The organism is Dactylosporangium sp. NPDC005555 (genome assembly GCF_040605635.1).
Lineage (GTDB): Bacteria > Actinomycetota > Actinomycetes > Mycobacteriales > Micromonosporaceae > Dactylosporangium.
This window is the reverse complement of sequence record NZ_JBEXDG010000048.1, coordinates 49399-68743: the sequence shown is the minus strand read 5'-3', so window position 1 is coordinate 68743 and position 19345 is coordinate 49399. Positions and strand designations below refer to the sequence as shown.

General features: G+C 72.8%; 27 protein-coding genes and 1 pseudogene. 16 read left to right on the top strand and 12 right to left on the bottom strand.

The genetic code is table 11. The annotated features are described in order from the left end of the window. Positions 1 to 25: 25 nt before the first annotated feature. The 3 genes from ABZS58_RS37625 to ABZS58_RS37615 form a co-directional block, all read right to left on the bottom strand. Positions 26 to 475, bottom strand: a complete 450-nt coding sequence (locus tag ABZS58_RS37625) for a DUF427 domain-containing protein (RefSeq protein ID WP_354788193.1) — start codon at positions 473 to 475, stop codon at positions 26 to 28. A gap of 22 nt (positions 476 to 497) precedes the next feature. Next, positions 498 to 2000 (bottom strand): hypothetical protein, encoded by a 1503-nt coding sequence (locus ABZS58_RS37620; protein WP_354788191.1) that lies wholly within the window; start codon positions 1998 to 2000, stop codon positions 498 to 500. A gap of 238 nt (positions 2001 to 2238) precedes the next feature. Then, positions 2239 to 2637 carry a hypothetical protein gene (locus tag ABZS58_RS37615; RefSeq protein WP_354788190.1) on the bottom strand — a complete coding sequence of 133 codons (399 nt, stop codon included), beginning with the start codon at positions 2635 to 2637 and terminating at the stop codon, positions 2239 to 2241. Between the two features lie 118 nt (positions 2638 to 2755). Between ABZS58_RS37615 and ABZS58_RS37610 the strand changes: the two genes are divergently transcribed. Beyond that, positions 2756 to 3034 carry a hypothetical protein gene (locus tag ABZS58_RS37610; RefSeq protein WP_354788188.1) on the top strand — a complete coding sequence of 93 codons (279 nt, stop codon included), beginning with the start codon at positions 2756 to 2758 and terminating at the stop codon, positions 3032 to 3034. A gap of 8 nt (positions 3035 to 3042) precedes the next feature. On the opposite strand, the gene ABZS58_RS37605 is transcribed toward ABZS58_RS37610, so the two are convergent. Then, positions 3043 to 3462, bottom strand: coding sequence for a DUF1810 domain-containing protein (locus ABZS58_RS37605; RefSeq protein ID WP_354788187.1), 420 nt, complete (start codon positions 3460 to 3462; stop codon positions 3043 to 3045). Positions 3463 to 3518: 56 nt separating this feature from the next. Between ABZS58_RS37605 and ABZS58_RS37600 the strand changes: the two genes are divergently transcribed. The 10 genes from ABZS58_RS37600 (at position 3519) to ABZS58_RS37555 (ending at position 10045) form a co-directional block, all read left to right on the top strand. Beyond that, on the top strand, positions 3519 to 4070 hold the full coding sequence (locus ABZS58_RS37600; RefSeq protein ID WP_354788185.1) for a hypothetical protein: 552 nt from the start codon (positions 3519 to 3521) through the stop codon (positions 4068 to 4070). Between the two features lie 93 nt (positions 4071 to 4163). Continuing rightward, entirely contained in the window at positions 4164 to 4745 is a 582-nt protein-coding gene (locus ABZS58_RS37595; protein ID WP_354788184.1) for a hypothetical protein, read from the top strand. 225 nt (positions 4746 to 4970) lie between these two features. Then, positions 4971 to 6242, top strand: coding sequence for an arginine deiminase (locus ABZS58_RS37590; RefSeq protein WP_354788183.1), 1272 nt, complete (start codon positions 4971 to 4973; stop codon positions 6240 to 6242). A 10-nt stretch (positions 6243 to 6252) separates the two neighbouring features. Beyond that, positions 6253 to 6903, top strand: a complete 651-nt coding sequence (locus ABZS58_RS37585) for a MarC family protein (RefSeq protein ID WP_354788182.1) — start codon at positions 6253 to 6255, stop codon at positions 6901 to 6903. A 45-nt stretch (positions 6904 to 6948) separates the two neighbouring features. Further along, a complete protein-coding gene (locus ABZS58_RS37580; protein ID WP_354788180.1) occupies positions 6949 to 7599 on the top strand; it encodes an SIMPL domain-containing protein in 651 nt (216 codons plus the stop codon). A gap of 52 nt (positions 7600 to 7651) precedes the next feature. After that, the gene (locus ABZS58_RS37575) at positions 7652 to 7948 is read left to right on the top strand and encodes a metalloregulator ArsR/SmtB family transcription factor (RefSeq protein ID WP_354788178.1); all 297 of its coding nucleotides are present in this window, start codon (positions 7652 to 7654) and stop codon (positions 7946 to 7948) included. Beyond that, positions 7948 to 8337, top strand: coding sequence for a VOC family protein (locus tag ABZS58_RS37570; RefSeq protein WP_354788176.1), 390 nt, complete (start codon positions 7948 to 7950; stop codon positions 8335 to 8337). Before ABZS58_RS37575 ends, ABZS58_RS37570 begins: the two co-directional genes overlap by 1 nt. A gap of 97 nt (positions 8338 to 8434) precedes the next feature. Continuing rightward, positions 8435 to 8818, top strand: a complete 384-nt coding sequence (locus tag ABZS58_RS37565; RefSeq protein ID WP_354788175.1) for a cupin domain-containing protein — start codon at positions 8435 to 8437, stop codon at positions 8816 to 8818. Beyond that, positions 8815 to 9078, top strand: a complete 264-nt coding sequence (locus ABZS58_RS37560) for a hypothetical protein (RefSeq protein ID WP_354788173.1) — start codon at positions 8815 to 8817, stop codon at positions 9076 to 9078. The genes ABZS58_RS37565 and ABZS58_RS37560 overlap by 4 nt, the downstream gene beginning before the upstream one ends. Beyond that, positions 9062 to 10045: a phosphotransferase gene (locus ABZS58_RS37555; RefSeq protein WP_354788171.1), complete on the top strand. Its 984-nt coding sequence runs from the start codon at positions 9062 to 9064 to the stop codon at positions 10043 to 10045. Before ABZS58_RS37560 ends, ABZS58_RS37555 begins: the two co-directional genes overlap by 17 nt. Here ABZS58_RS37555 and ABZS58_RS37550 read toward each other — a convergent pair. Beyond that, a complete protein-coding gene (locus tag ABZS58_RS37550) occupies positions 10025 to 10906 on the bottom strand; it encodes a LysR family transcriptional regulator (protein WP_354788170.1) in 882 nt (293 codons plus the stop codon). The two genes, ABZS58_RS37555 and ABZS58_RS37550, sit on opposite strands and share 21 nt — an antisense overlap. 38 nt (positions 10907 to 10944) lie before the next feature. Here ABZS58_RS37550 and ABZS58_RS37545 point away from each other — a divergent pair. Further along, positions 10945 to 11736 (top strand): annotated as a pseudogene (locus ABZS58_RS37545) (EamA family transporter); the annotation flags it as partial. A gap of 36 nt (positions 11737 to 11772) precedes the next feature. On the opposite strand, the gene ABZS58_RS37540 reads toward ABZS58_RS37545, so the two are convergent. Further along, positions 11773 to 12306 (bottom strand): PQQ-binding-like beta-propeller repeat protein, encoded by a 534-nt coding sequence (locus ABZS58_RS37540; RefSeq protein WP_354788168.1) that lies wholly within the window; start codon positions 12304 to 12306, stop codon positions 11773 to 11775. Positions 12307 to 12633: 327 nt separating this feature from the next. On the opposite strand from ABZS58_RS37540, the gene ABZS58_RS37535 reads away from it, so the two are divergent. Then, entirely contained in the window at positions 12634 to 13281 is a 648-nt protein-coding gene (locus ABZS58_RS37535; RefSeq protein ID WP_354788166.1) for a trimeric intracellular cation channel family protein, read from the top strand. 5 nt (positions 13282 to 13286) lie between these two features. On the opposite strand, the gene ABZS58_RS37530 is transcribed toward ABZS58_RS37535, so the two are convergent. Genes ABZS58_RS37530 through ABZS58_RS37510 form a run of 5 tightly spaced genes read right to left on the bottom strand, consistent with a single transcriptional unit; the run spans position 13287 to position 16570 of the window. Then, a complete protein-coding gene (locus tag ABZS58_RS37530; RefSeq protein ID WP_354788165.1) occupies positions 13287 to 13655 on the bottom strand; it encodes a VOC family protein in 369 nt (122 codons plus the stop codon). Beyond that, positions 13652 to 13840: a hypothetical protein gene (locus ABZS58_RS37525; RefSeq protein ID WP_354788164.1), complete on the bottom strand. Its 189-nt coding sequence runs from the start codon at positions 13838 to 13840 to the stop codon at positions 13652 to 13654. Before ABZS58_RS37525 ends, ABZS58_RS37530 begins: the two co-directional genes overlap by 4 nt. Before the next feature lie 51 nt (positions 13841 to 13891). Beyond that, a complete protein-coding gene (locus ABZS58_RS37520; RefSeq protein ID WP_354788163.1) occupies positions 13892 to 14842 on the bottom strand; it encodes a hypothetical protein in 951 nt (316 codons plus the stop codon). A 22-nt stretch (positions 14843 to 14864) separates the two neighbouring features. Beyond that, on the bottom strand, positions 14865 to 15665 hold the full coding sequence (locus tag ABZS58_RS37515) for a metallophosphoesterase (RefSeq protein WP_354788162.1): 801 nt from the start codon (positions 15663 to 15665) through the stop codon (positions 14865 to 14867). Positions 15666 to 15670: 5 nt separating this feature from the next. Beyond that, positions 15671 to 16570, bottom strand: coding sequence for a diacylglycerol kinase family protein (locus tag ABZS58_RS37510; RefSeq protein ID WP_354788161.1), 900 nt, complete (start codon positions 16568 to 16570; stop codon positions 15671 to 15673). Positions 16571 to 16763: 193 nt separating this feature from the next. On the opposite strand from ABZS58_RS37510, the gene ABZS58_RS37505 reads away from it, so the two are divergent. Genes ABZS58_RS37505 through ABZS58_RS37495 form a run of 3 tightly spaced genes read left to right on the top strand, consistent with a single transcriptional unit; the run spans position 16764 to position 18809 of the window. After that, positions 16764 to 16886: a hypothetical protein gene (locus ABZS58_RS37505; protein ID WP_354788159.1), complete on the top strand. Its 123-nt coding sequence runs from the start codon at positions 16764 to 16766 to the stop codon at positions 16884 to 16886. Between the two features lie 34 nt (positions 16887 to 16920). Beyond that, entirely contained in the window at positions 16921 to 18681 is a 1761-nt protein-coding gene (locus ABZS58_RS37500; protein WP_354788157.1) for a glycoside hydrolase family 76 protein, read from the top strand. Next, positions 18678 to 18809, top strand: coding sequence for a hypothetical protein (locus tag ABZS58_RS37495; RefSeq protein WP_354788156.1), 132 nt, complete (start codon positions 18678 to 18680; stop codon positions 18807 to 18809). The genes ABZS58_RS37500 and ABZS58_RS37495 overlap by 4 nt, the downstream gene beginning before the upstream one ends. On the opposite strand, the gene ABZS58_RS37490 is transcribed toward ABZS58_RS37495, so the two are convergent. Continuing rightward, entirely contained in the window at positions 18806 to 19324 is a 519-nt protein-coding gene (locus ABZS58_RS37490) for a hypothetical protein (protein ID WP_354788155.1), read from the bottom strand. The two genes, ABZS58_RS37495 and ABZS58_RS37490, sit on opposite strands and share 4 nt — an antisense overlap. Positions 19325 to 19345: the final 21 nt, after the last annotated feature.

Here is a 19345-nt window from a genome sequence, read left to right as displayed (position 1 = left end):
GTCCCCGACCGGACCGTGCCGGGCTCTACCAGCCGAGCGTTCCGGGCCCGCCCTTGATCGGCCCGGTGATGTCACCGGTGAGCCACCCACCGTAGAAGTCGCCGGGCTGCGGCGTGACGACCTCCCCGTCGACCGTGCACTCGTCGAACTTCGACGGGTAGAAGGCGAGCAGCCCCCGCAGCGCCTCATACCCGGGGGACGGCTCCTCGTAGGACCACGCCGCGTCGGGCACCCCGGCCACGTCCCAGTATGTGGCGACACCCTTGAACTCGCAGAACGACCGCCGCCGCGACCGGTGCACGGCCACCGCCACGTCGGCCGGCGGCACGTAGTACACCGGCGGATGCGACGTCTCCAGCACCCGCGCCGCGCCCCGGGTGTCGGCGACGACCTGCCCGGCATGCCGGACCACGACGTGCCGGGCCGTCGGCTCCACCCTGGGCGGCCTCGGGTAATCCCACACCGACTCGGTCATACCACCCACCCTACTGACGCCGCTACAAGGCGACCACGTCCACGTAAGCGAGCTTGTTGTTGCTCGCGCCGGGGGCGTTGGCGACGGTCAGGCGGCCGTCCGTGACGGTCACCGCGAGGGTCCGTTCGAGGAACCGGTTCGTCGCGGCCGGCGTGCCGGTGATCGCCGCCACGCCCTCGACCGTGAAGCGGTGGACGCTGTCGGTGTGGTCGGGGTCGCCAGCGACGAGGTGCACGAGGTAGTCGCCGTTGGGCACGGACAGTTCCCAGCGGTTGGCGGCGGTCGGGCGCTGGGAGTGCACGAGGGTGTCGTACCGCTGGTCGATCGCGCCGGCCGAGCCGCGGTCCCGCGTCGCGGCCGTGTTGTCGGAGGCCCACCCGTACGTGCGGCCGCCGCCACGCGGACCGTAGACCGCGCCGGTATCGGCGGTGTAGCCGACCGGGACGGGTGCGGAGGCCGGCTGGAAGTTCACGGTCGCGGAGAACCGCGGCGTCAGCAGGAACGCCCGGAACGTGCCGTTGTGGACACCGCGGCCGACGATCTGGCCGCGGTCGTTGATGCCGTACGCCTGCTGCAGCTGCCAACCGGAGCCCGCCGGGATGAGCGAGTCGAGCGCCGCGATCGTGCCGCCGGGGTGCCACACCCACGCCTTCGGCGCCGCGCACGGGTGGCACATCGGGTCGGCGGTCCCGACCACCTGGCCGGACGCGTTGATGCCACGGCCGGTGCTGTAGGCGATGCCGTCCACCGTGCCGATGTCGACCCCGCCGAACGGCTGCCCGTCCTGGATCGTCGCCGACGGCCACATCACGGCGTGGGTCGCCGCGTCGCCGACGGGTGCCGAGCCCGCGACCTCGTCGCGCTGGTTGATGGCGTACGCGCTGGTCCGGTCCTCCGCGATGTACCGCAGCCCCGGCAGCGGGCTCAGCCTCCCGGCGCGCCAGACGGTGCCGGGGTTCGCCGTGACGTGGCCGAGGAGGTTGATCGCGGTGGCCGCGTCGAGGCTCTCCGGAGGGGTGCCGAGGGACGTGGGGGTGCCGTCGAGCTCGTACACCATGGCGATCGGCGATCCCTGAGAGTCCGCGGGACGCTGCCCGCCGGCGACCCTTCCCCGCTGGTCGATGCCGTTGCCGACGCCGAGCCGGTTGACGACGGGACCACCGAGGTCGGTGATCGCACCCGAGGCGCTCCACCGCACGGGGTACCCGTAGCCGCCGGCGGAACGGTCGGCGGTGCCGGCGACCTGACCGGCGTCGTTGATCGCGTTCGCGGTGCTGGTGCCGCCGCCGGGCAGGGTGCCCAGGTCCGTCATCACGCCACCGGCCCAGCGGAACGCGTGCTGCCCGGACGGTGTCGACGCGTTGCCGACGACCACGCCGGCGTTGTTGACCGCGAGGGCGGTGCTCTGCGCCTGCGGGTCGGCGGACAGCACGCCCAGGTCGGTGATGCTGTACCTGGCGGGGACGGCCGCGGCGGCGGGTGCCGCGGGCAGTCCGGCGGTCAACAGCAGGATGGCGCTTGGCACAGCGATGAACCGGCGCACGGGAACCTCGTTCCAACAGAGTGAGAGAGCGCTCTCCGAGCGTAGTTCGGCCGTGATGTTTGTCAATGCTTTGCCACCGTGAGGCAATGCGGCTGCGGTCCGGCGGGAGCGTCATGGCGCCCGCCGACTTCGATGCCGCCGAGGCCGGGAACGACCTGGAGACATGGCGAAGGCCGGCCACCGTGATGGTGACCGGCCCTGCGCCAGGGGGTGGGTCGTCTCAGTTGGAGACGGTGCTGATCTGGGTGGCCGACGCGAACGCGGTGTCCAGCTGGTGCTGCAGCGCGTCGAGCTGGCTCCACTCGGAGGCGCTGTAGGACTCGGAGCCCTCGGCGGCGAAGACGTGGTCGGTCTCGGCCGCGGAGTGGTCGTACGAGGTGTAGTCCGACTCCTCGTAGTGGGTGCCGTTCGGGTCGCTGTACTCGACGTGGTGGCCCTGGTCGAAGCTGGTGTTCTCGGCGGAGGCGTGGTCGGCCTCGTACACGCCGAACTGGGAGTCGTAGTTCTGCTCGCTGCCGGCCGCCTGGTGCAGCTGGTCGAGGGACTCGTGCTCCTGACCGGCCTCGTAGTGGCCGTAGTCCGCGCCGCCGTCGTAACCGGTGTCGCCGTACTCGCTCATCGTGTGCTCCCCTGGAAGGTCTGTCGTGGTGTTGCGATTGACGGTAGGCAACACCGTGCGCAGTCGAATCCCGGAAACGTGCCAGGGCCGAACCCTGTCGACGGCCGTACGATCAGGTATGGCACGCGTAGAGGTCGAGATGATTCCAGGTCAGAACAACTACGCGGTGTTACGACTGCCCGGCCGGCGCTTCCCGGGCGTCCTCGTCCAGGGCGACTCGCTGTCCGTGCTCACCGGGGAGGTGCAGCGGGCCCTGGACCTGCTCCGGTCCGGCGAGACGGCCGCCGCGGAGGAAGAGCTGGCCTATGCGGCGAGCCATCTCGCGGCGATCGTCGATGGTTATGTACGGGTCCTGGACGCCGCCGGGATGCCGCTGCCGTTCGAGCGGCCGGCCTGACGTGCGGCTCAGACGCGCCGGAGCGTCTCGGCGTCCGGGGCGCCCTCGAAGAACCGGTCGATGACCCGGGCGAAGACGGTCTCCTCCGGCGCGGCGAGCCGGAACAGGGTCATGGACGAGCGCAGTTTCATCGCGTCGATGTCGCCGAGGATCTCCCGGGCGGTCGCCTCCGTGTTGCCGAGCATCGCCTCCGCGCACTCGTGCAGGCGCGGCCCGAGCACCGGGTGCTGCAGGTAGGCGCGTGCCTCGTCCAGCGACGAGATCGCGAAGCGCTGCGCCGCGTAGCTCGACCCGAGGCCCGCGACCTGCGGGAACACGAACCACATCCAGTGGCTGCGCTTCCGCCCGCGGCGCAGCTCGTCGAGCGCGTCGTCGTAGGTGTCCTGCTGCGCGGCGGTGAACCTGGCGAGGTCGTAGGGATCGTCCATGCCGAGAATTGTCGTACCCCCGGAGCATGATGCGTGGGACGGGGGAGGCGATTTCGATGGTGGTGCAGGTGGCGGGCCGGCGGCGGGGTGCGGCGTCGCTGGCGGCGGCGTTCCCGGGTGCGACGGTGATCGACGTGACGTCCCGCGGGCCGCGGCCGTGGGTGCGGCTGAGCCCGTTCTATCCGCACGGGGGCATCCCGGTGCCGTTCAGCCCGGGCACGGCCGGGGCGTCGGTGGAGGGCATCTGGCAGGCGCTGAAGGTGTTCGACACCGCCGACGTCGACCCGGCGAAGCTGACGGCGACGGGCATGACGGGGCTGAAGCGGACGGTCCGCCGCTTCGGCCAGGTCCACGGCCACCGGCAAGGCCTGACCGGGTCCACGCTGCTGGACTACGAGTCGGCGCGCCGACAGATCTATCTGCCTGTGTATCGGTGGGTGCTGGAGCACCGGGCCGCCGAGGAGGTGCAGGGGCTGCGACGGCTGGCGGAGGCCGGCGACGTGGTCCTGCTCGACTACACCACCAACGGCGACGTCGCCGACCTCTCCACCCCGCTGTCGCACGCCGCCCTGATCCGTCGTCACCTCCTCGGCGACTGGCCCGCCTGACGACGGACGCAGCCGAGATCTGGAGGCCGTGCCGGCATGACCGATGCCCGACAGACGGCGGCGGGCCGGCCACGGCGATGGCACCCTCGGCCGATGCCACGCGCCAGGCTCCTCGTCCTCGCGGTCGTCGCGGTGCTCGCGCTCGGCTGCGGATGGACGGCCGGGCCGCCCGGGATCGTCACCGTCGACGCCGGCTACAACGGAGTCCTCCGCGGTGGACCCGACACCTTCCGCAGCCTCGTGGCGGCCGCCGACACCCGGCCCGCCGACCCGGCGGTCGCGCGGCTCGTCGGCCCGACGTATGGTGTCGCCTTCGACACCCTCGGCGTCGCCCGCACCTTCGACGGCCGCGTCTTCTCGCAGGCGGCCTACGGCCTGCACCCCGACGACGTGAGCCGCGGCATGCGGGGCGAGCACCGGGCCGCGGACGGCCACGAGTTCCTGCTCGCCCAGGTCCCGGCCACCGGCCACCTGCCCGAGCCCGAGGGTGGCTATGCCACCCTCTTCGCCGACTGGCAGGTCGACGTCGGCGGCACCGTCCGTCCGCTCGACGGCGACATCACCGTCGGCGCGATCGTCGTCGTCAGCGTCCCGGTCGGCGCGGACGCGGCGCTCGGCGCGACCGTCGATGGGCAGAGCCGGTGGATCGACCTGCGCACCGGCCGGGTCCGCTGACCGTCGTCCAAGAGATGCCGTGACCGGAACCGTCGACCGGGCCGGAGCGGGCGCGATGCACCCTGTCGGTGCACGGCGCTCCATCCCGGGCCGCCGGCCGGGCCGGGGAGGCGGTGCGGCGGCGGTGAGGGGCGAACGGCTCGGAGGCGGTGTGGAACGGCGCAGGCGGGGTAGGGCCGAGCCTGCCGCGTCCCGCCCGGGGGCGCCGAGGCGCGGAGGTCGGTTGTGCCCGGACCGTTTGGTGTTGCGTCGGAGGTCGGCCGGCTGCGGAAAGTGATCGTGCACCGGCCGGAGCTGAGCCTGCGGCGGCTCACCCCGAACAACCGGGAGGAACTGCTCTTCGACGACCTTCCGTGGGTGAGCCGGGCGCAGTCCGAGCACGACGAGTTCGTGGCGATGCTGCGCGGGCACGGCGTCGAGGTGTTCTACCACCAGGCGCTGCTCGCCGAGGCGCTGCAGAGCCCCGAGGCCCGGCGGCACACCGTCGAGCGCACCGTCACGCACCTGTCCGTCGGGCCGGCGCTGCTCGACCCGGTCCGTGAGGAGCTCGCCGGGTGGGACGGCGAGACCCTCGCCAAGCACCTCATCGGCGGCCTCACCAAGGCGGAGTTCTTCGACCTCGTACGAGCGCGGAGACAGGACCTCGATCAGCGGTCACTGGTCGCGGCCCTCGCGCAGCCGAGGTCATTCATCCTGCCGGCGCTGCCGAACTCGCTCTACCAGCGTGACCCCGCGGCCTGGCTCTACGGGGGCGTGTCGCTCAACCCGCTGTTCTTCCACGCCCGGCGGCTGGAGACGATCAACCAGAGCGTCATCTACCACCACCATCCGATGTTCGCCGGGGCCGGGTTCGACTACTGGTATCCGCCGATGGGCGACGACGGCAGCTTCGACGAGGAGGACTTCGGCCGGGCGTGCCTCGAAGGTGGCGACATGATGCCGATCGGCAACGGCGCCGTCGCGGTCGGGGTCAGCGAGCGCACCAGCCCGCACATGGTCGAGCACCTCGCGCTGTCGCTGTTCGAGCGGGGCGCCGCCGGGCGGGTGATCGCCGTGCACATCCCGCCGAGCCGCTCGTACATGCATCTGGACACCGTCTTCACGCTGGTGGACCGGGACAAGGCGACCGGATACCCGCCGGTCGTCGAGGGCGCGGCGGCGTTCACGCTGTTCCCCGGCGACCGGCCCGGCACGCTGGACGTGCGCCGCGACAAGGGGCTCGTCGCGGCGTTCGAGGACGCCCTCGGCATCGGGCACCTCGACGTCATCCCGACCGGCGGCGACCCGGACCAGCGGGCCCGGGAGCAGTGGGACAGCGGCTGCAACTTCGTCGCCATCGAGCCCGGTGTGGTCGTCGGATACCACAAGAACGAGTACACCAACCGCAACCTGCGCGAGCACGGTGTCCAGGTGGTGGAGATCGAGGGGTTCGAGCTCGGCAAGGGCCGCGGCGGCGGGCACTGCATGACCTGCCCGATCCTCCGCGACGGACTGTGACGCGCAGCGGATGTCCGACGTGGGCAACCTGGACCTGGCGATCCTGATGCTGCTGGCGCTGGTCGGGCTCTACAGTCCGGTCGCGGCGGTGTCGTCGTACATCCCGGTGCTGCAACCGGTCGACTCCCGCCAGCACGTCCGGCTCGCGCTCGGCCTGTTCGTCAACGTCGCCGCCATCGCGGTCGTCACGATCCTCGTCGGGGAGCCGCTGCTGGAGCTCCTCGGCCTCACCACGGCGGCGCTCTCCGCGACGGGTGGCATCGCGCTGATGCTCGCCGCCGTGCCGATGATGCTCGGCCGGACCGAGGAGCCGGCCTCGACCGGCGCCGCGCTCGCCGCCCCGTCGACGTCGTGGCGGTCGATCGTCTTCATGCCGCTGACGTTCCCGCTCACCGTCGGCGGCGCCACCATCGCCGTCCTCATCAGCTTCCGCGCCCAGGCCGCAGGTGTGGCAGGCGTACTGGCGCTGCTCATCGGCGCCCTGCTGTACGCCGCGGTCACGGGTGCCTGCGTGTTCGTCGCGGGTCGGGCGGGCCTTCGCCTGTCCGACCATTCCCGTGTCATCCTGGACCGCATCGCCGGCATCCTGCTCACCGCGATCGCCGCCACCCTCCTCGCGAGCGGCTTCACCCGCCTGGTCATGGACGTCCTGCACCGGTAGCGGCGAGCCGCCGAAAATGTCGTACGCCGTGATTACGCTGCGGGCATGACAGTGGTTGCGGTGCGTGGTGAGGCGTTGCGTGAGGTCGATCCCGAGCTGGCGGAGTTCACGGTGACGATCGTGGCGCGGGACAAGGACCGGGAGACGACGCTGACCCGGTTGCGGGAGCGGGCGGAGGCGTTGCGGGCGGTGTTCGACCGGCACGGTGACGCGATCGAGCGGCGTGAGACGAGCGGCCTGCACGTGCACCCGGAGATGGCCAAGAAGGGTGAGCGCGTCACGGCATATTCCGGCAGCGTCTCCACCACGGTCGTGGTGCGGGACTTCGCGGCGCTGGGGGAGATGATGCTGACGGTCGCCGGGCAGGATCAGGCGCACGTGCACGGCCCGACGTGGTCGCTGCGGCCGGAGAGCCCGGTGTTCAGGGCGGTGCGTCGCGACGCGGTCGCCGACGCGATCGCGCGGGGCAAGGAGTATGCCGACGCACTCGGCGCGCAGGTCGTCGACCTGATCGAGCTGGCCGATCCGGGGCTGGGGCGCACCGACCAGGTCGGGCCGTTCCAGACGTATGACGCGGGCGCCATGAAGCGGGCCTCCTATGGTGGCGCCGCGCCGCTCCAGCTGGATCCGCCGCGGCAGCGGGTGCGGGCGGAGGTCGAGGCGCGGTTCACGATCACCACGCCGACCGTTCTGTGAAGCGCCGGGGGACTTGATATGCAAGCAACTGCTTGCCTATCATGAGTGGGTCATGAGCGAGATGAGTGGCGACGTCTTCAAGGCGCTCGCCGACCCGACCCGCCGCGCGATCGTCGACGAGCTCACCGATCGCGACGGGCAGACACTGTTCGAGCTCTGCGGCCGCCTCACCATGAAGCATCACATCAGCTCGTCCCGCCAGGCGATCTCCCAGCACCTGGAGCTCCTGGAGGCGGCCGGGCTGATCGTGACGCGGCGGGAGGGGCGCTACAAGTTCCACCACCTCGACGTCGGCCCGCTGCGGGCGGTCGTCGAGCGATGGTTAAGCCCACAAGCTAAGGACACCTGATGATCATCAACCTGGCGAGCGTGTTCGTCGACGACCAGGCCAAGGGGCTGAAGTTCTACACCGAGGTCCTCGGCTTCGTGAAGAAGCACGACGTGCCGATGGGCGAGTTCAGCTGGATCACCGTGGTGTCGCCCGAGCGCCCCGACGGCACCGAGCTGCTCCTCGAGCCGGCGAACCACCCGGCGGTCGCCCCGTTCCGGGCGGCGCTCGTCGAGGACGGCATCCCCTACACGTCGTTCGCCGTGGACGACGTGCACAAGGAATACGAGCGGCTGCGCGCCCTCGGCGTCGTCTTCACCCAGGAGCCGACCGAGATGGGCCCGGTCACGGTCGCCACGTTCGACGACACGTGCGGCAACCTGATCCAGATCGCCCACCAGGCGCAGTAACGGAAGATCGCCCACCAGGCGCAGTAACGGAAAGTCGCGCGCCGGGCGTCAAAAAACGTACAAGCCGCCGAGGCTTCGGCAAGGGCAGGATAGGACCATGCAGCCGGTGAACCTGACCGAGGCCCTGGCCTCATTCGACGAGGTGTACAGCCCGCGGATCGTCGCCCGGGTCAACGACTACGACGTGCGGATCGCGCACACCCTGGGCGAGCACGTCTGGCACGTGCACGAGCACACCGACGAGTTCTTCCTCGTGCTCGACGGGCAGTTCGACGTCGCCATCCGTGACGAGCACGGCGAGCGGACCGTGCGACTGCGCAAGGGCGACACGTTCGTCGTGCCGCGCGGCGTGGAGCACCGCCCGTCCTCGCCCGGCGGCGCGATCCTCATGTTCGAGCCGACCGGCACCGTCACCACCGGCGACCGCCACGACGGCGAGGTGCCCGCCAACGTCGACAGCACCACCGGCCACGCGCTGTGACCTTCGATGACACCCGGCACGCGTATGACACCGTCGCCGCCGACTACGCCCGCCTGCTGCCCGGCCTCGACGCCGAGCAGCAGGCGGAGCGCGGGTCCGCCTACGGCCATCCCGTCCCGCTCGACTGGCACCTGCCCGACCCGGACCGCCTCACCGCTGAGCTCGCCGCGCTCGACCTGCCGGTCACCGCCCGCCTCGTCCGGCCACCCGCCGGCGTCGAGAAGTCACCCCAGGCGTTCCTGCGTGCGCGGCGAAGCTGAGGCCCGCGCGGCGTACGGCTGGTCCGCCGACGCCGTCCTGACCCCCGGCCCGCGTGGTGCCCTCGGCCGGATCTGGCGCGTCGACACGGTCGGTGGCCCCTTCGCACTGAAGGAGCTCTTCCGCGACCCGCCCGCAGCGGCGGCGATCGACGCGGAGCTCCGGTTCTCCGCGTCGGCTTCGGCGGCGGGTGTACGGCTCCCACTCAGCCGTCCCGACATGGACGGGCGGTATCTCCACCGGACGTCCGGTGGCACGTGGCTGCGCCTGTACGACTGGATCGATCTGCACCCGATCGACCCCTCGGCGCCCGCCACCCCGGACGCCCTCGGCACACTCCTGGCCCGCCTGCACCGCTGCGCCCCGCCCGCCCCGCCGGACGGCGAACCCTGGTACGACAGCGTGCCTTCGGACTGGCCGCCCGCGGCCGGGAAGTGGGCGCCGCTGCTCGCCGAATGCCTCGCGACCCTGCCCGCACTGTGCGCCGACGTGGGTCCTGCGGACCCGGCCACCCTGCTCGTCTGCCACCGTGACCTGCACCCGGAGAACATTCTCGCCGACCCCGCAGGCGCGCTCGTCGTCGTCGACTGGGACGACCTCGGCCCCGCCGCGCCCGCACGGGAACTCGCCCGGATGCTGTTCGACTGGTACTGCGACGACCGTCTCGACCTCGCCGCCGTGCGCGCCCTGTACGCCGCGTACGTCCGCGAGGGCGGCCCTGCCCGCCTCACCGGGCCGGCCGACTTCACGATGCTGCTGGGCTGCCGCCTGAACTTCCTCCACGCCCAACTCCGCACCGCCCTTGACCCCGCCGCCGACCCGGCCCACCGCGCCTGGTCCGCTCACGAGATCGACGAAGGCCTCCGCCTCCTGCCCACCCGTTCCCAGCTTGCCGAGGTCCTCACCGCCCTGCGGTCATCGGGACGCCGGCGCGGCATGGAGGAGCGGCTACGTCCCGCAGAGCAGTGACAGGACGACGGCGAGGGGCGGCCAGGCGCGGCGGCCGAGGCGGGTCACCGCGAACGCGCGCAGCCGCACGTCGGGGTTTCGCAGCGGCACCAGCGAGACGCCGGCGATCGTGGGCTGGTCCGCGGGCAGGAGCCCGACGCCGAGGCCGGCGACGATCAGGTCCTGGATCAGGTCGAGGCTGTCGGCGCGGTGCGCGATCCGTGGCGTGATGCCGGCCATCGACGCGACGGTCCGCACCACGTCCTCGTCGGCGGTGTTGCGGGAGTTGACGAGCCAGTGCGTGTCCCGGAAGTGGCGGAACACGTCCAGGGCCTCGCCGTCCACTGTGGATCCCGATGGGACACCGAGACTCCACGGGGACGTCCACAGTGGACCCGCCTCGACGAAGCCGGGGAACGCGGTCGGGGCGAGGTTGTAGTCGTAGGTGAGGGCGAGGTCCACCTCGTCGCCGGCGAGCAGCTGCAGCGCCTCGGCCGGCTCGTGCTCGTGGATGAGGACCCGTAGCGCGGGGTGGCGGGCCGGCAGCGCCGCGACGATCGGCAGCAGGGAGCGGCGGATCGCGGTGGCGAACCCGGCGACCCGCACCGTGCCCGCCGGCTCGGCGGACGGGTCCAGGTCCAGCCGGGCCGCCTCGACCGCGGCGAGGATCGTCACCGCGTGCCGGGCCAGCCGCCGGCCCGCCGGGGTCAGCCGGACCCGTCGCCCGTCGGGCTCGAGCAGGGCGGTGCCGGCCTCCCTGGCGAGGACCGCCAGCTGCTGCGACACCGTCGACGTGGTGGTGCCGAGCTCCTCGGCGACCTCCCGCATCGAGCCGAGCCGGGCGAGCTCCGCCAGGAGCAGCAGCCGCTCATTGTTCAGCATTTCCGAACGGTACATCAGCGAATCTCACGTGGACGTGGATGGTTCGGATGCCGTCTACTCGGACCATGTTCGCCGCGATCTCCGCCATGGTCTGCATCCAGCTCGGGCTGGCCGCCTCGACCGGCCTGTTCGACAGCGTCGGCCCGTCCGGCGCCGTCTGCCTGCGTCTCGTCTGCGCCGCGCTGCTCCTGCTGGTGCTGGTCAGGCCCCGGCCGCGCGACTTCACCAAGGCGAGCATCCTTGCCACCGTCGCCCTCGGCGTGGTCACCGGATGCATGACGCTGACGTTCATGGCCGCGGTCGCGCGGCTGCCGCTCGGCACGGCCAGCGCCCTGGAGTTCCTCGGCCCCCTTGCCGTCGCCGCCGCCCGCGGCCGCCGCGCGACGCTGGTGTGGCCGCTGCTCGCGGGCGCCGGCGTCGTGCTGCTCACCGAGCCCTGGCACGGCGGCACCGACCCGGCGGGCGTCGCGTTCGCCCTCGCCGCGGCCGCCTGCTGGGCCGGCTACATCCTGCTGACCCAGCACGTCGGCGACCACGTCAGCGGCTACGCGGGCCTTGCCGTCGCCACGCTCGTCGCCGGGCTGGTCGCGTCCGCCGTCGCGGGCCCGTCGGTCGTGGCCGGTCTCACGTGGACCGTGCTCGCCGCGGGGTTCGGGCTGGCCGTCCTGCTCGCCGTCGTGCCGTTCAGCCTGGAGATGTACGCGCTGCGAAAGCTCACCGCCGGCGCCTTCGGCACGATGATGAGCCTCGAACCGGCGATCGCGCTGATCGTCGGCGGTGTCCTCCTGCACCAGGCGCCCGGCCCGGTCGGCGTGCTCGGCATGGTGCTGGTGGTCGCGGCGGGCGTGGGCGCGGCCCGCACAGGCTCACGGGGTGTAGGCACGCAGGGTGCTGCCGTCGGTGGTGTAGAGCCGTCCGCCGGAGACGACGACGTGGCCGTCGGCGCCGTCCAGGCGTGCGGCGCCGGGCACGTCCCCGCCGGTGACCGGTGACAGCACCGCGGCCGGTCCGCCCTCCACCGTGACGTACAGCAGCCCGCCGGCCCGGACGGGTCGCCCCGCCGTGCCGGGCAGCCCCCGCGTCCACAGCTTCGCGCCCTTCCCGGCGTGGAACGCGGTGACGGTCCGGCCGGCCGCGGCGTAGACCCGCCGCCCGTCGGTGGCGACCGACGTCACCGACGCCGGCTGCCGCCACGCGACCCCGCCCGAGGCCGCCCGGATCGCCGCGAGCCCCTGCTGGTCGCCCTGCGAGACGGGGTCGGGCACGGCGAAGAACCGGTCGCCGGTCGCCGCGAGGGGCGTCCACCGGGTCCTCGTCCGCCACAGTGCCGTCCCCGCGGCCGTCGTCACGGCGGTGGTGCCCTTCGCGTCGTGCAGCAGCACCCGCCCCGCGGAGGACACCGGACCGGCGAGGACGGCGCGGCCGTGGCGGGCGGCGCGGCGATGGCGGTGACGGCGCTGATGGCGCTGATGGCGAGCGCCACGATGCTGATCCGCACGGTCATGACGATGTCCCTCTCGGTCCGCACCGGGGGAAGCGCTCGACGTGAAGCCCGGATCGTATCGCACGCATTTCCTGTGATATCGGTAGGTACAATCTTAATTCGTCACATTTCCCCCACCTTGGGTGATAGTCGCGACGCTCTTGGTGATCGCCGCGGGACCCGCGCAGCCGCCTGCTGCCGGCCCGTGCCGCGTACGACGGCCGGACCGGCGACACTGGCTGGCATGTCGGCAGGTGCGGTCGTCGGTGTCCTCGAGCTCGTCGGGCTCTACGTGTTCGCGACGTCGGGCGCGCTGATGGCCATCCACAAAGGGTTCGACGTCGTCGGCATCGTGGTCCTGGCGATGCTGACGGCGCTCGGCGGCGGCATCCTGCGGGACGTGATCATCGGCGACACGCCACCGGCGGCGTTCGCGAACGTCACCTACCTGGCGATCCCGCTGGCGGCCGCGGGCGTGACGTTCTTCGTCCACCCGCTCGCGCGGCGGCTGTCGTTCACGGTGCTCGTCTTCGACGCCGCGGGCCTCAGCCTGTTCTGCGTCACCGGCACGCTGAAGGCGTTCGAGTACGACCTGGGGCCGATCCAGGCGGTGCTGCTCGGCATCACGACCGCGGTCGGCGGCGGGGTGCTGCGCGACATCACCGCCCGGGAGACCCCGGCGCTGGTGAAGGCCGACACGCACCTGTACGCGATCCCCGCCGCGACGGGCGCCGTCATCGTCGCCGCCGCCCACGAGGCGGGCCTGCCGATGCCGGGGATCGCGGCCGGCGCCGCGGTGTTCGTCTTCGTCTTCCGCCTCGTCGCCATGCTGCGCCGGTGGACCGCACCCCGCGCCTGGCAACGCGGTCCGGCGGCGGCGGGGGAGCGGTGAGCCCCTCAGACCTCCTGGACGGACCGCGACAGGACGCAGAACTCGTTGCCCTCCGGGTCGGCGAGCACCGTCCAGGTCACGTCGTCGCCCTGACCGACGTCGGCCCGCGTGGCGCCGAGCGCGAGGAGCCGGGCGACCTCCTCCCCGGCGGTGCTGCCGTCGGCGCGCAGGTCCAGGTGCAGGCGGTTCTTCACGGTCTTGCGCTCCGGCACCGACACGATGTCGATGCACGGCCAGCCCTTGTCGGCGGGGCCGATGCTGGTGACCTCCGCGTCCTGCTCCAGGACGCTCCAGCCGAGCACCGCCGTCCAGAAGGCCGCGACCTTGTCCCGGTCCAGCGCGTCAATGGCGATCACCGCGATACGACTCGTCATGCCCGCAGTTCTACCCGCCGCGCGCCCTGACCGACACCGCGCCGGACGCTGCCGACGACGGCGACGCAGCTGACGACCCCGGCCGCCAGGGTGCCCGCCGCAGGCGGCCGCACGGGTTGCGCGAGCTGCGGCAGCGCCGCCGGGGCGATGCCGGCCAGGACCGGGCCGAAGATCCGCTGCCGCATGGTGCCGCCGCTGCCCGATCAGCGGCCCGCCCGCGACCTGAACGGGGCGCCTCAGACGACCGTGAGCGTGACGGGGAGCTCGCCGCCGCCGCCGAGCTGGGCGGCGAGGGCGCGGGCCCGCTGCTCGGTGAACTGGCCGGTGACCTGGACGTCGCCGGTGATGGCGCCGACGACCTGCGGTGCGGAGATGACGGTGTTGTCCAGGACGATGGCGAGCCGCTCCTGCGCGTCGGACAGCTGCTTCGACAGGTCGGTGAACTTCGCCTGCGCGTCGGGGCGGAACGCCGCGGTGACGACCCACTGGCCCTGGTCGGAGCGGCCCGCCGTCGCCGAGGCGATGTCGGCGCCGGTGATCGCCGCCGGGTCGAGCAGCATCTTCACCGGGCCCTCGCAGGCGACGACCGGCCCGCCCGCGACGTCCGCGGGACGGCCGGCGAGCTGCTCGCAGCGGATCTCCGGGATCAGCAGCCGCATCCGCGCCGGGAGGGTCGCGACGTCCTGCGGCGGCAGCCCGGCGAACGCGGCCCGCACGGCCGGGGGCAGCGCCTGCGCCTGCTGCTCGGTGGTGACGGCGGCCGCGGCGGTGTAGGCGTCGCCGAGCGACGCGGCGACCGCCGGGGTCGACGTCGGCGCGGGCAGCGTGGTGGTGGCGGCGCCGGACCCGTCGGCGGTGGCGGCGACCCGGCGCAGGTGCAGCCGGCCGGGCGCGGTCAGCGCCTTCAGCTGCTCGGCCGAGGTGCGGTGGGCGGTGAGCACGAGCCTGCGGTCGCCGTCGCGGGTCACCGACGGGTCGTCGAGCTTCGCGGCCTTCATCCGGGCGAGCAGCAGCGCCCGGGTGACCTCGAGGTCGCGGTCGCCGTCGCCGGCCGCGGTCACCGTCAGGGTGACCCGCGGCCCGTCGGCGGCCCGCGACACCACCAGCACGATCCCGGTGACGAGGAGGGCGAACACCGCCGCTACCGCCGCGACCAGCACGAGCACCTGCCGTCCCCGCAACGCCATGCGGACACTCTACGGGCGTCGATCAATCGGTGGGGTGCGCGACCCATTCGTGGTCGTCGCGGCGGTACGCCGTGCGATTGGCGGCGTCGAAGCGGTCGCCGTCCCAGCGCCGGATGGTGACGGTGAGCCGGTCGCCGGTGGCCTCGATGAGGTTGTAGCTGTTGGGCTCGCCCTTGAGCCGGTCGGAGAACGCGGTGCCGGACTGCGCCACGACGAGGCCGTCGACGACGCCGCTGTAGGCGAGGTGGATGTGCCCGCCGAGCAGCAGGTCCGCGCGCCGCCGCAGGTGCCGCAGCGCCGGGCCGGACCGGCCGACGAGCCCGCGGGCGCGGCCCGCCGCGGTCAGCAGGAACGGGTGGTGCGCGACGAGCACCCGCAGGTCACCGGCGGGTGCGGCGCCGAACGCGGTCGCGGCGGCGGCCAGCTGCCGGGCGTCGATCCGGCCCCGTGACCAGTCGTGGTGCGGGCCCCAGCGCCGGGCGGTGTTGACGCCGACGGCGACGAGCCCACCGGTCGTGTGGGTGACGGCGCCGCGCGGGTCGGTGCCGAGGTGCCGCCGCCACGGCCGCCACGGCCGGGTGAACCGCGACCAGAAGCGCCAGCCGGGCAGGTCATGGTTGCCGGGCACGACGACCGCCGGGGTGGGCAGCTCGTCGAGGAACGCGCGGACGGCCTGGAACTCCGCCTCGCGCGCCGTCTGCGTCAGGTCGCCGCACACCGCGACGAGCGTCGGCGCGGCGTCGCGCAGCTCGGCCAGCAGCGCCGCCGCGACCGCCGGGACGTCGCGGCCGAAGTGCAGGTCGGAGATCTGCGCGATCCGCACGGCCGTCACAGTGCCGCTCCCGGCGCGAGCACCGCGAGTGCCCGCGGCCGGATCCCGTAGCGCAGCGGCATGGTCAGCTGGGCGATCTCACCGTCACTCATCACACTCATCATTGCCAGCGAGGGCGATTCCATGCGCACGGTTTCGCCGGTGTACGTGCGGACCCGCCCGTCGCGCTGCCAGCTGCCGCGGATCAGTCCGGCGGCGACGGCCAGGAGATCCCAGACGGTCCGGTCGTGGGTGACGTACACGGCGAGGATGCCGGCGTCGAGGCGTGCCCTGCCGGGCATCGGTGCCGGGCCGGCCGAGAGAGGGTTGCACGACACCACGACCGCCCTGGTCCGCGCGTGGTGCACGGTCCCGTCGACGTCGATCGTGAGCTTCAGCCGGGGGTACCGCCGCAGCAGCCGGACGACGCGTCCCGGCAGCCGCAACGTCTCGGCCGCGGGGCGCCCCCGGGCGTGCTCGCGGAGCCGGCCGAGGTGCGGCATCATCGCCAGGGCCGAGCTGCACAGGAACGGCACGTCGTTGACCGTCGCCACGTCGATCCGCGTGACGGGCGCCGCGAGCAGCGCCGCCACGGCGGGTTCCAGACCGTCGGGCACGCCCAGGTCGCGGGCGAGGACGTTCATCGTGCCGGCGGGGATGACGCCGAGCGGCACGTCGCTGCCCAGCATGCGCTCGGCGACCGACCGGACGGTGCCGTCACCGCCGGCGACGAACAGCGCGTCCGGCCCCGCCCGCAGCAGCTCCCGCACATCGGCCGCGAGAGTGTGCGGGTCGAACGGCCGGACGTCGGCGGTGACGCCCGCCCGGCCGAACATCCCGGCGAGCCGCTCCCGCGGCGACCCGGCGTCCAGGAACACGCCGGACCGCGCGTTGTAGACGACGGCGACCCGGTCCACGCTCAGCGCACCAGGGCGAGGGACATCGATCGACGCATGGCCGGAATGGTACGAATCCGGCGCGCACGCGGGGGATACGGCGGATGGCCGTCGGCTTTCGTGAATATTTATAAGGACTGTTGACAGTTAGCGTTCGGAAATGTTTGCTGATGTCGAATCCGTCCGGCCCTTCAACCGCCATGGGGAGCCCAGCGTGACATCGATGCCACACGCGTCCCGCAGGGACGTTCTCCGTCCCGCCGCACTCGCCGGCACCGTCCGCGTCGACGGCCGGCCCTACGTGTTCATGGGCCCGCCGAGCGGCGGCTGGCGCTGACCACCACCGACGTGAGAGTGCTGAGGTGAACATCATGCGACGTGTCCTGGTTACCCTGCTGCTGCTCGGGTTCGTCGTCCTGCCCGGGCAGGCGGCGCACGCCGCGGCCGCGATCTGCGCGCTGTACTGCGACACCCGTGACCCGTCCCTCGCCCGGCAGGAGACGTTCCCCGTCCCGGCGGTGACCGTCAACGGCCGGCGGCTCGTCCTGCACGTGTCCGATGTGGACAACATGGCCTGGGGCAGCATCGACGCCGGGGTCCTCGGCGACTCGGTGTGGCTGGACCGCTCGTTCGACGGCGGCGCCACGTGGGAAGGGCTGCTGGGCAAGGCGTCCATCCCGGGAACGTGGACCGGCACCCGCACGCTCATGTACAACGTGGCCGATCCGTCGAACCACCGGCGGGGGCTGATCCGCGCCTGCGGCGACGCCCGCGGGGTCGCCTGCACCGGCTGGAGCCATCTGCCGTTGTGCTCGCCGGCGTGCGACGGGGCTGCCGGCGGTACCGACGCCGAAGCCGTCAGAACGACGAGCCTCAACGGCCGGACGTTCGCGCTGCACCTGGACGCGGCCGGCATGGCGTGGGGCACCGTGTCGGGCGGGCAGGCCGGCGACGAGGTGTGGCTGGACCGTTCCTGGGACGCCGGCGCGACCTGGCCCGGCGGCTCGTTGCTCGGGCGCACCACGACGGCGCGCACCGCCGCATACAACACCCTCGACCCCGCGTCCTATCTGTACGGTGGCGCGGTCCGGGCCTGCGGACGGGCCGGATCCGTCACCTGCACCGCGTGGGCGCGCCCGTCCGCCAACCGCGCCGCGGCCATGGCTGACGCCCTCATGTACTCCTACGACCCGAACACCGCGTGGTGGCCGTCGAGCTGGTGGAACTCCGCGGTCGCGCTGCGCACCGTCATCGACTACACCCGGCGCACCGGCGACAACCGCTACCTGTGGACGGTCCGGCGGACGTTCGACGTCAACCGGGTCGCGTTCCCGGCCGGCGCCCGCTCCTCCGACCCGATCGACGGGCACTTCATCAGCCGCTCGATCGACGACAGCGCCTGGTGGGGGCTGACGTGGATCGCCGCCTACGACCTGACCGGTGACCGCGCGTACCTCGACGAGGCGGTCACCGTCGCCGGCTACGTCAACGGGTTCTACGACACGTCCACGTGCGGCGGCGGCGTGTGGTGGGACCGGGAACGCACGTACAAGAACGCCGTCACGATCGGCCTGTTCCTGCGGCTCACCGCGGCCCTGCACAACCGCCTTGCCGGCGACGCGGCCGGCGACACGGTCTGGCTGCAGCGGGCCGTGACGGGATGGAACTGGTTCACCGCCAGCGGCATGATCAACAGCTCGGGCCTGGTCAACGACGGGCTCACCGGCGGCTGCGCCAACAACGGCCAGACGGTGTGGTCCTACAACCAGGGACTGGCGATCGGCGCGGCGATGGAGCTGTACCGCGCCACCGGCCAAACGTCCTATCTGGACCGTGCCCGGCAGCTCGGCACGGCGGCGCTCGCTTCGCCGCTGGTCCGCTCCGGTGTGCTCACCGAGTCGTGCGACGTGCCACCGTCCACATGCGACGACAACGGCAAACAGTTCAAGGGGATCTTCATCGGGTACCTGGCGGAGGCGGGCACCCAGTTCCAGTCCTTCCGCACCGCGCAGTCGAACTCGGTGTGGGCCACGCGGGACAGCCTCAACCGGGTCGGCAGCCGGTGGGCGGCGCTCTCCGCCGCCGATTGGCGGACCCAGGCGAGCGGACTGTCGGCGGTCCTGGCCGGGTGATCAACTCCTGGAGCGCCGTGCAGCGGCTCGCGTCCGGCCACGGGTACGCGGGCCCGATCGACGGCGTGATGGGCCCCAACTCCTGGCGCGGCTTCGCCCGCTTCCTCAACCAGGACGCCCGGGACTAGGGGGTGACGCGGACGGCTCCCGGCAGGTCGCCGGTGTCCGCCCAGCGGTACGCGGTCGTGAGGCCGCGCGGGTCCAGGTGCAGGGCGTTGAGGATCAGGCGGTGCTGAAACTCCGCATAGACGGGTCCGGAGCCGTCGAACTCGCCGCGCAACGCCCTGCCCAGCCGCGTCGCGTCGACCTCACCCGTGCCGAACGGGACGAGCCGGGCCGCGTCGTCCGGGGCGGGACGGTCGGAGCGGTACCGGTGCACGAACCGGCCCTCCTGATAGGCCTCCAGCTGCAGCCAGTCGGAGTCCTCGACCACATTGGCCAGGGTCGCCCAGCCGGTCCCGGCGCCGATCCGCTCGGCCAGATCGCCCGGGTCGGCGAAGTCGAGCGCGCCCTCCCGCGGGATGACCGCCGTCCGGTTCGCCGCGGCGGGCAGCGCGATCGCGTCGACGCCGGCCGCGGTCAGCGCGCCGCAGACCGGCTCGAGCGCGGCCGCCACGAGCAGCGTCTGGTAGCTCGTCCCCATGCGCTGACGGTACCGTGGCGG

Coding starts and splice junctions, on each gene's coding strand:
- ABZS58_RS37625 (WP_354788193.1), bottom strand. CDS start 475: ATGACCGAGTCGGTGTGGGATTACCCGAGGCCGCCCAGGGTGGAGCCG.
- ABZS58_RS37615 (WP_354788190.1), bottom strand. CDS start 2,637: ATGAGCGAGTACGGCGACACCGGTTACGACGGCGGCGCGGACTACGGC.
- ABZS58_RS37610 (WP_354788188.1), top strand. CDS start 2,756: ATGGCACGCGTAGAGGTCGAGATGATTCCAGGTCAGAACAACTACGCG.
- ABZS58_RS37605 (WP_354788187.1), bottom strand. CDS start 3,462: ATGGACGATCCCTACGACCTCGCCAGGTTCACCGCCGCGCAGCAGGAC.
- ABZS58_RS37600 (WP_354788185.1), top strand. CDS start 3,519: ATGGTGGTGCAGGTGGCGGGCCGGCGGCGGGGTGCGGCGTCGCTGGCG.
- ABZS58_RS37595 (WP_354788184.1), top strand. CDS start 4,164: ATGCCACGCGCCAGGCTCCTCGTCCTCGCGGTCGTCGCGGTGCTCGCG.
- ABZS58_RS37585 (WP_354788182.1), top strand. CDS start 6,253: ATGTCCGACGTGGGCAACCTGGACCTGGCGATCCTGATGCTGCTGGCG.
- ABZS58_RS37580 (WP_354788180.1), top strand. CDS start 6,949: ATGACAGTGGTTGCGGTGCGTGGTGAGGCGTTGCGTGAGGTCGATCCC.
- ABZS58_RS37575 (WP_354788178.1), top strand. CDS start 7,652: ATGAGCGAGATGAGTGGCGACGTCTTCAAGGCGCTCGCCGACCCGACC.
- ABZS58_RS37570 (WP_354788176.1), top strand. CDS start 7,948: ATGATCATCAACCTGGCGAGCGTGTTCGTCGACGACCAGGCCAAGGGG.
- ABZS58_RS37565 (WP_354788175.1), top strand. CDS start 8,435: ATGCAGCCGGTGAACCTGACCGAGGCCCTGGCCTCATTCGACGAGGTG.
- ABZS58_RS37550 (WP_354788170.1), bottom strand. CDS start 10,906: ATGCTGAACAATGAGCGGCTGCTGCTCCTGGCGGAGCTCGCCCGGCTC.
- ABZS58_RS37535 (WP_354788166.1), top strand. CDS start 12,634: ATGTCGGCAGGTGCGGTCGTCGGTGTCCTCGAGCTCGTCGGGCTCTAC.
- ABZS58_RS37530 (WP_354788165.1), bottom strand. CDS start 13,655: ATGACGAGTCGTATCGCGGTGATCGCCATTGACGCGCTGGACCGGGAC.
- ABZS58_RS37525 (WP_354788164.1), bottom strand. CDS start 13,840: ATGCGGCAGCGGATCTTCGGCCCGGTCCTGGCCGGCATCGCCCCGGCG.
- ABZS58_RS37520 (WP_354788163.1), bottom strand. CDS start 14,842: ATGGCGTTGCGGGGACGGCAGGTGCTCGTGCTGGTCGCGGCGGTAGCG.
- ABZS58_RS37500 (WP_354788157.1), top strand. CDS start 16,921: ATGCGACGTGTCCTGGTTACCCTGCTGCTGCTCGGGTTCGTCGTCCTG.
- ABZS58_RS37490 (WP_354788155.1), bottom strand. CDS start 19,324: ATGGGGACGAGCTACCAGACGCTGCTCGTGGCGGCCGCGCTCGAGCCG.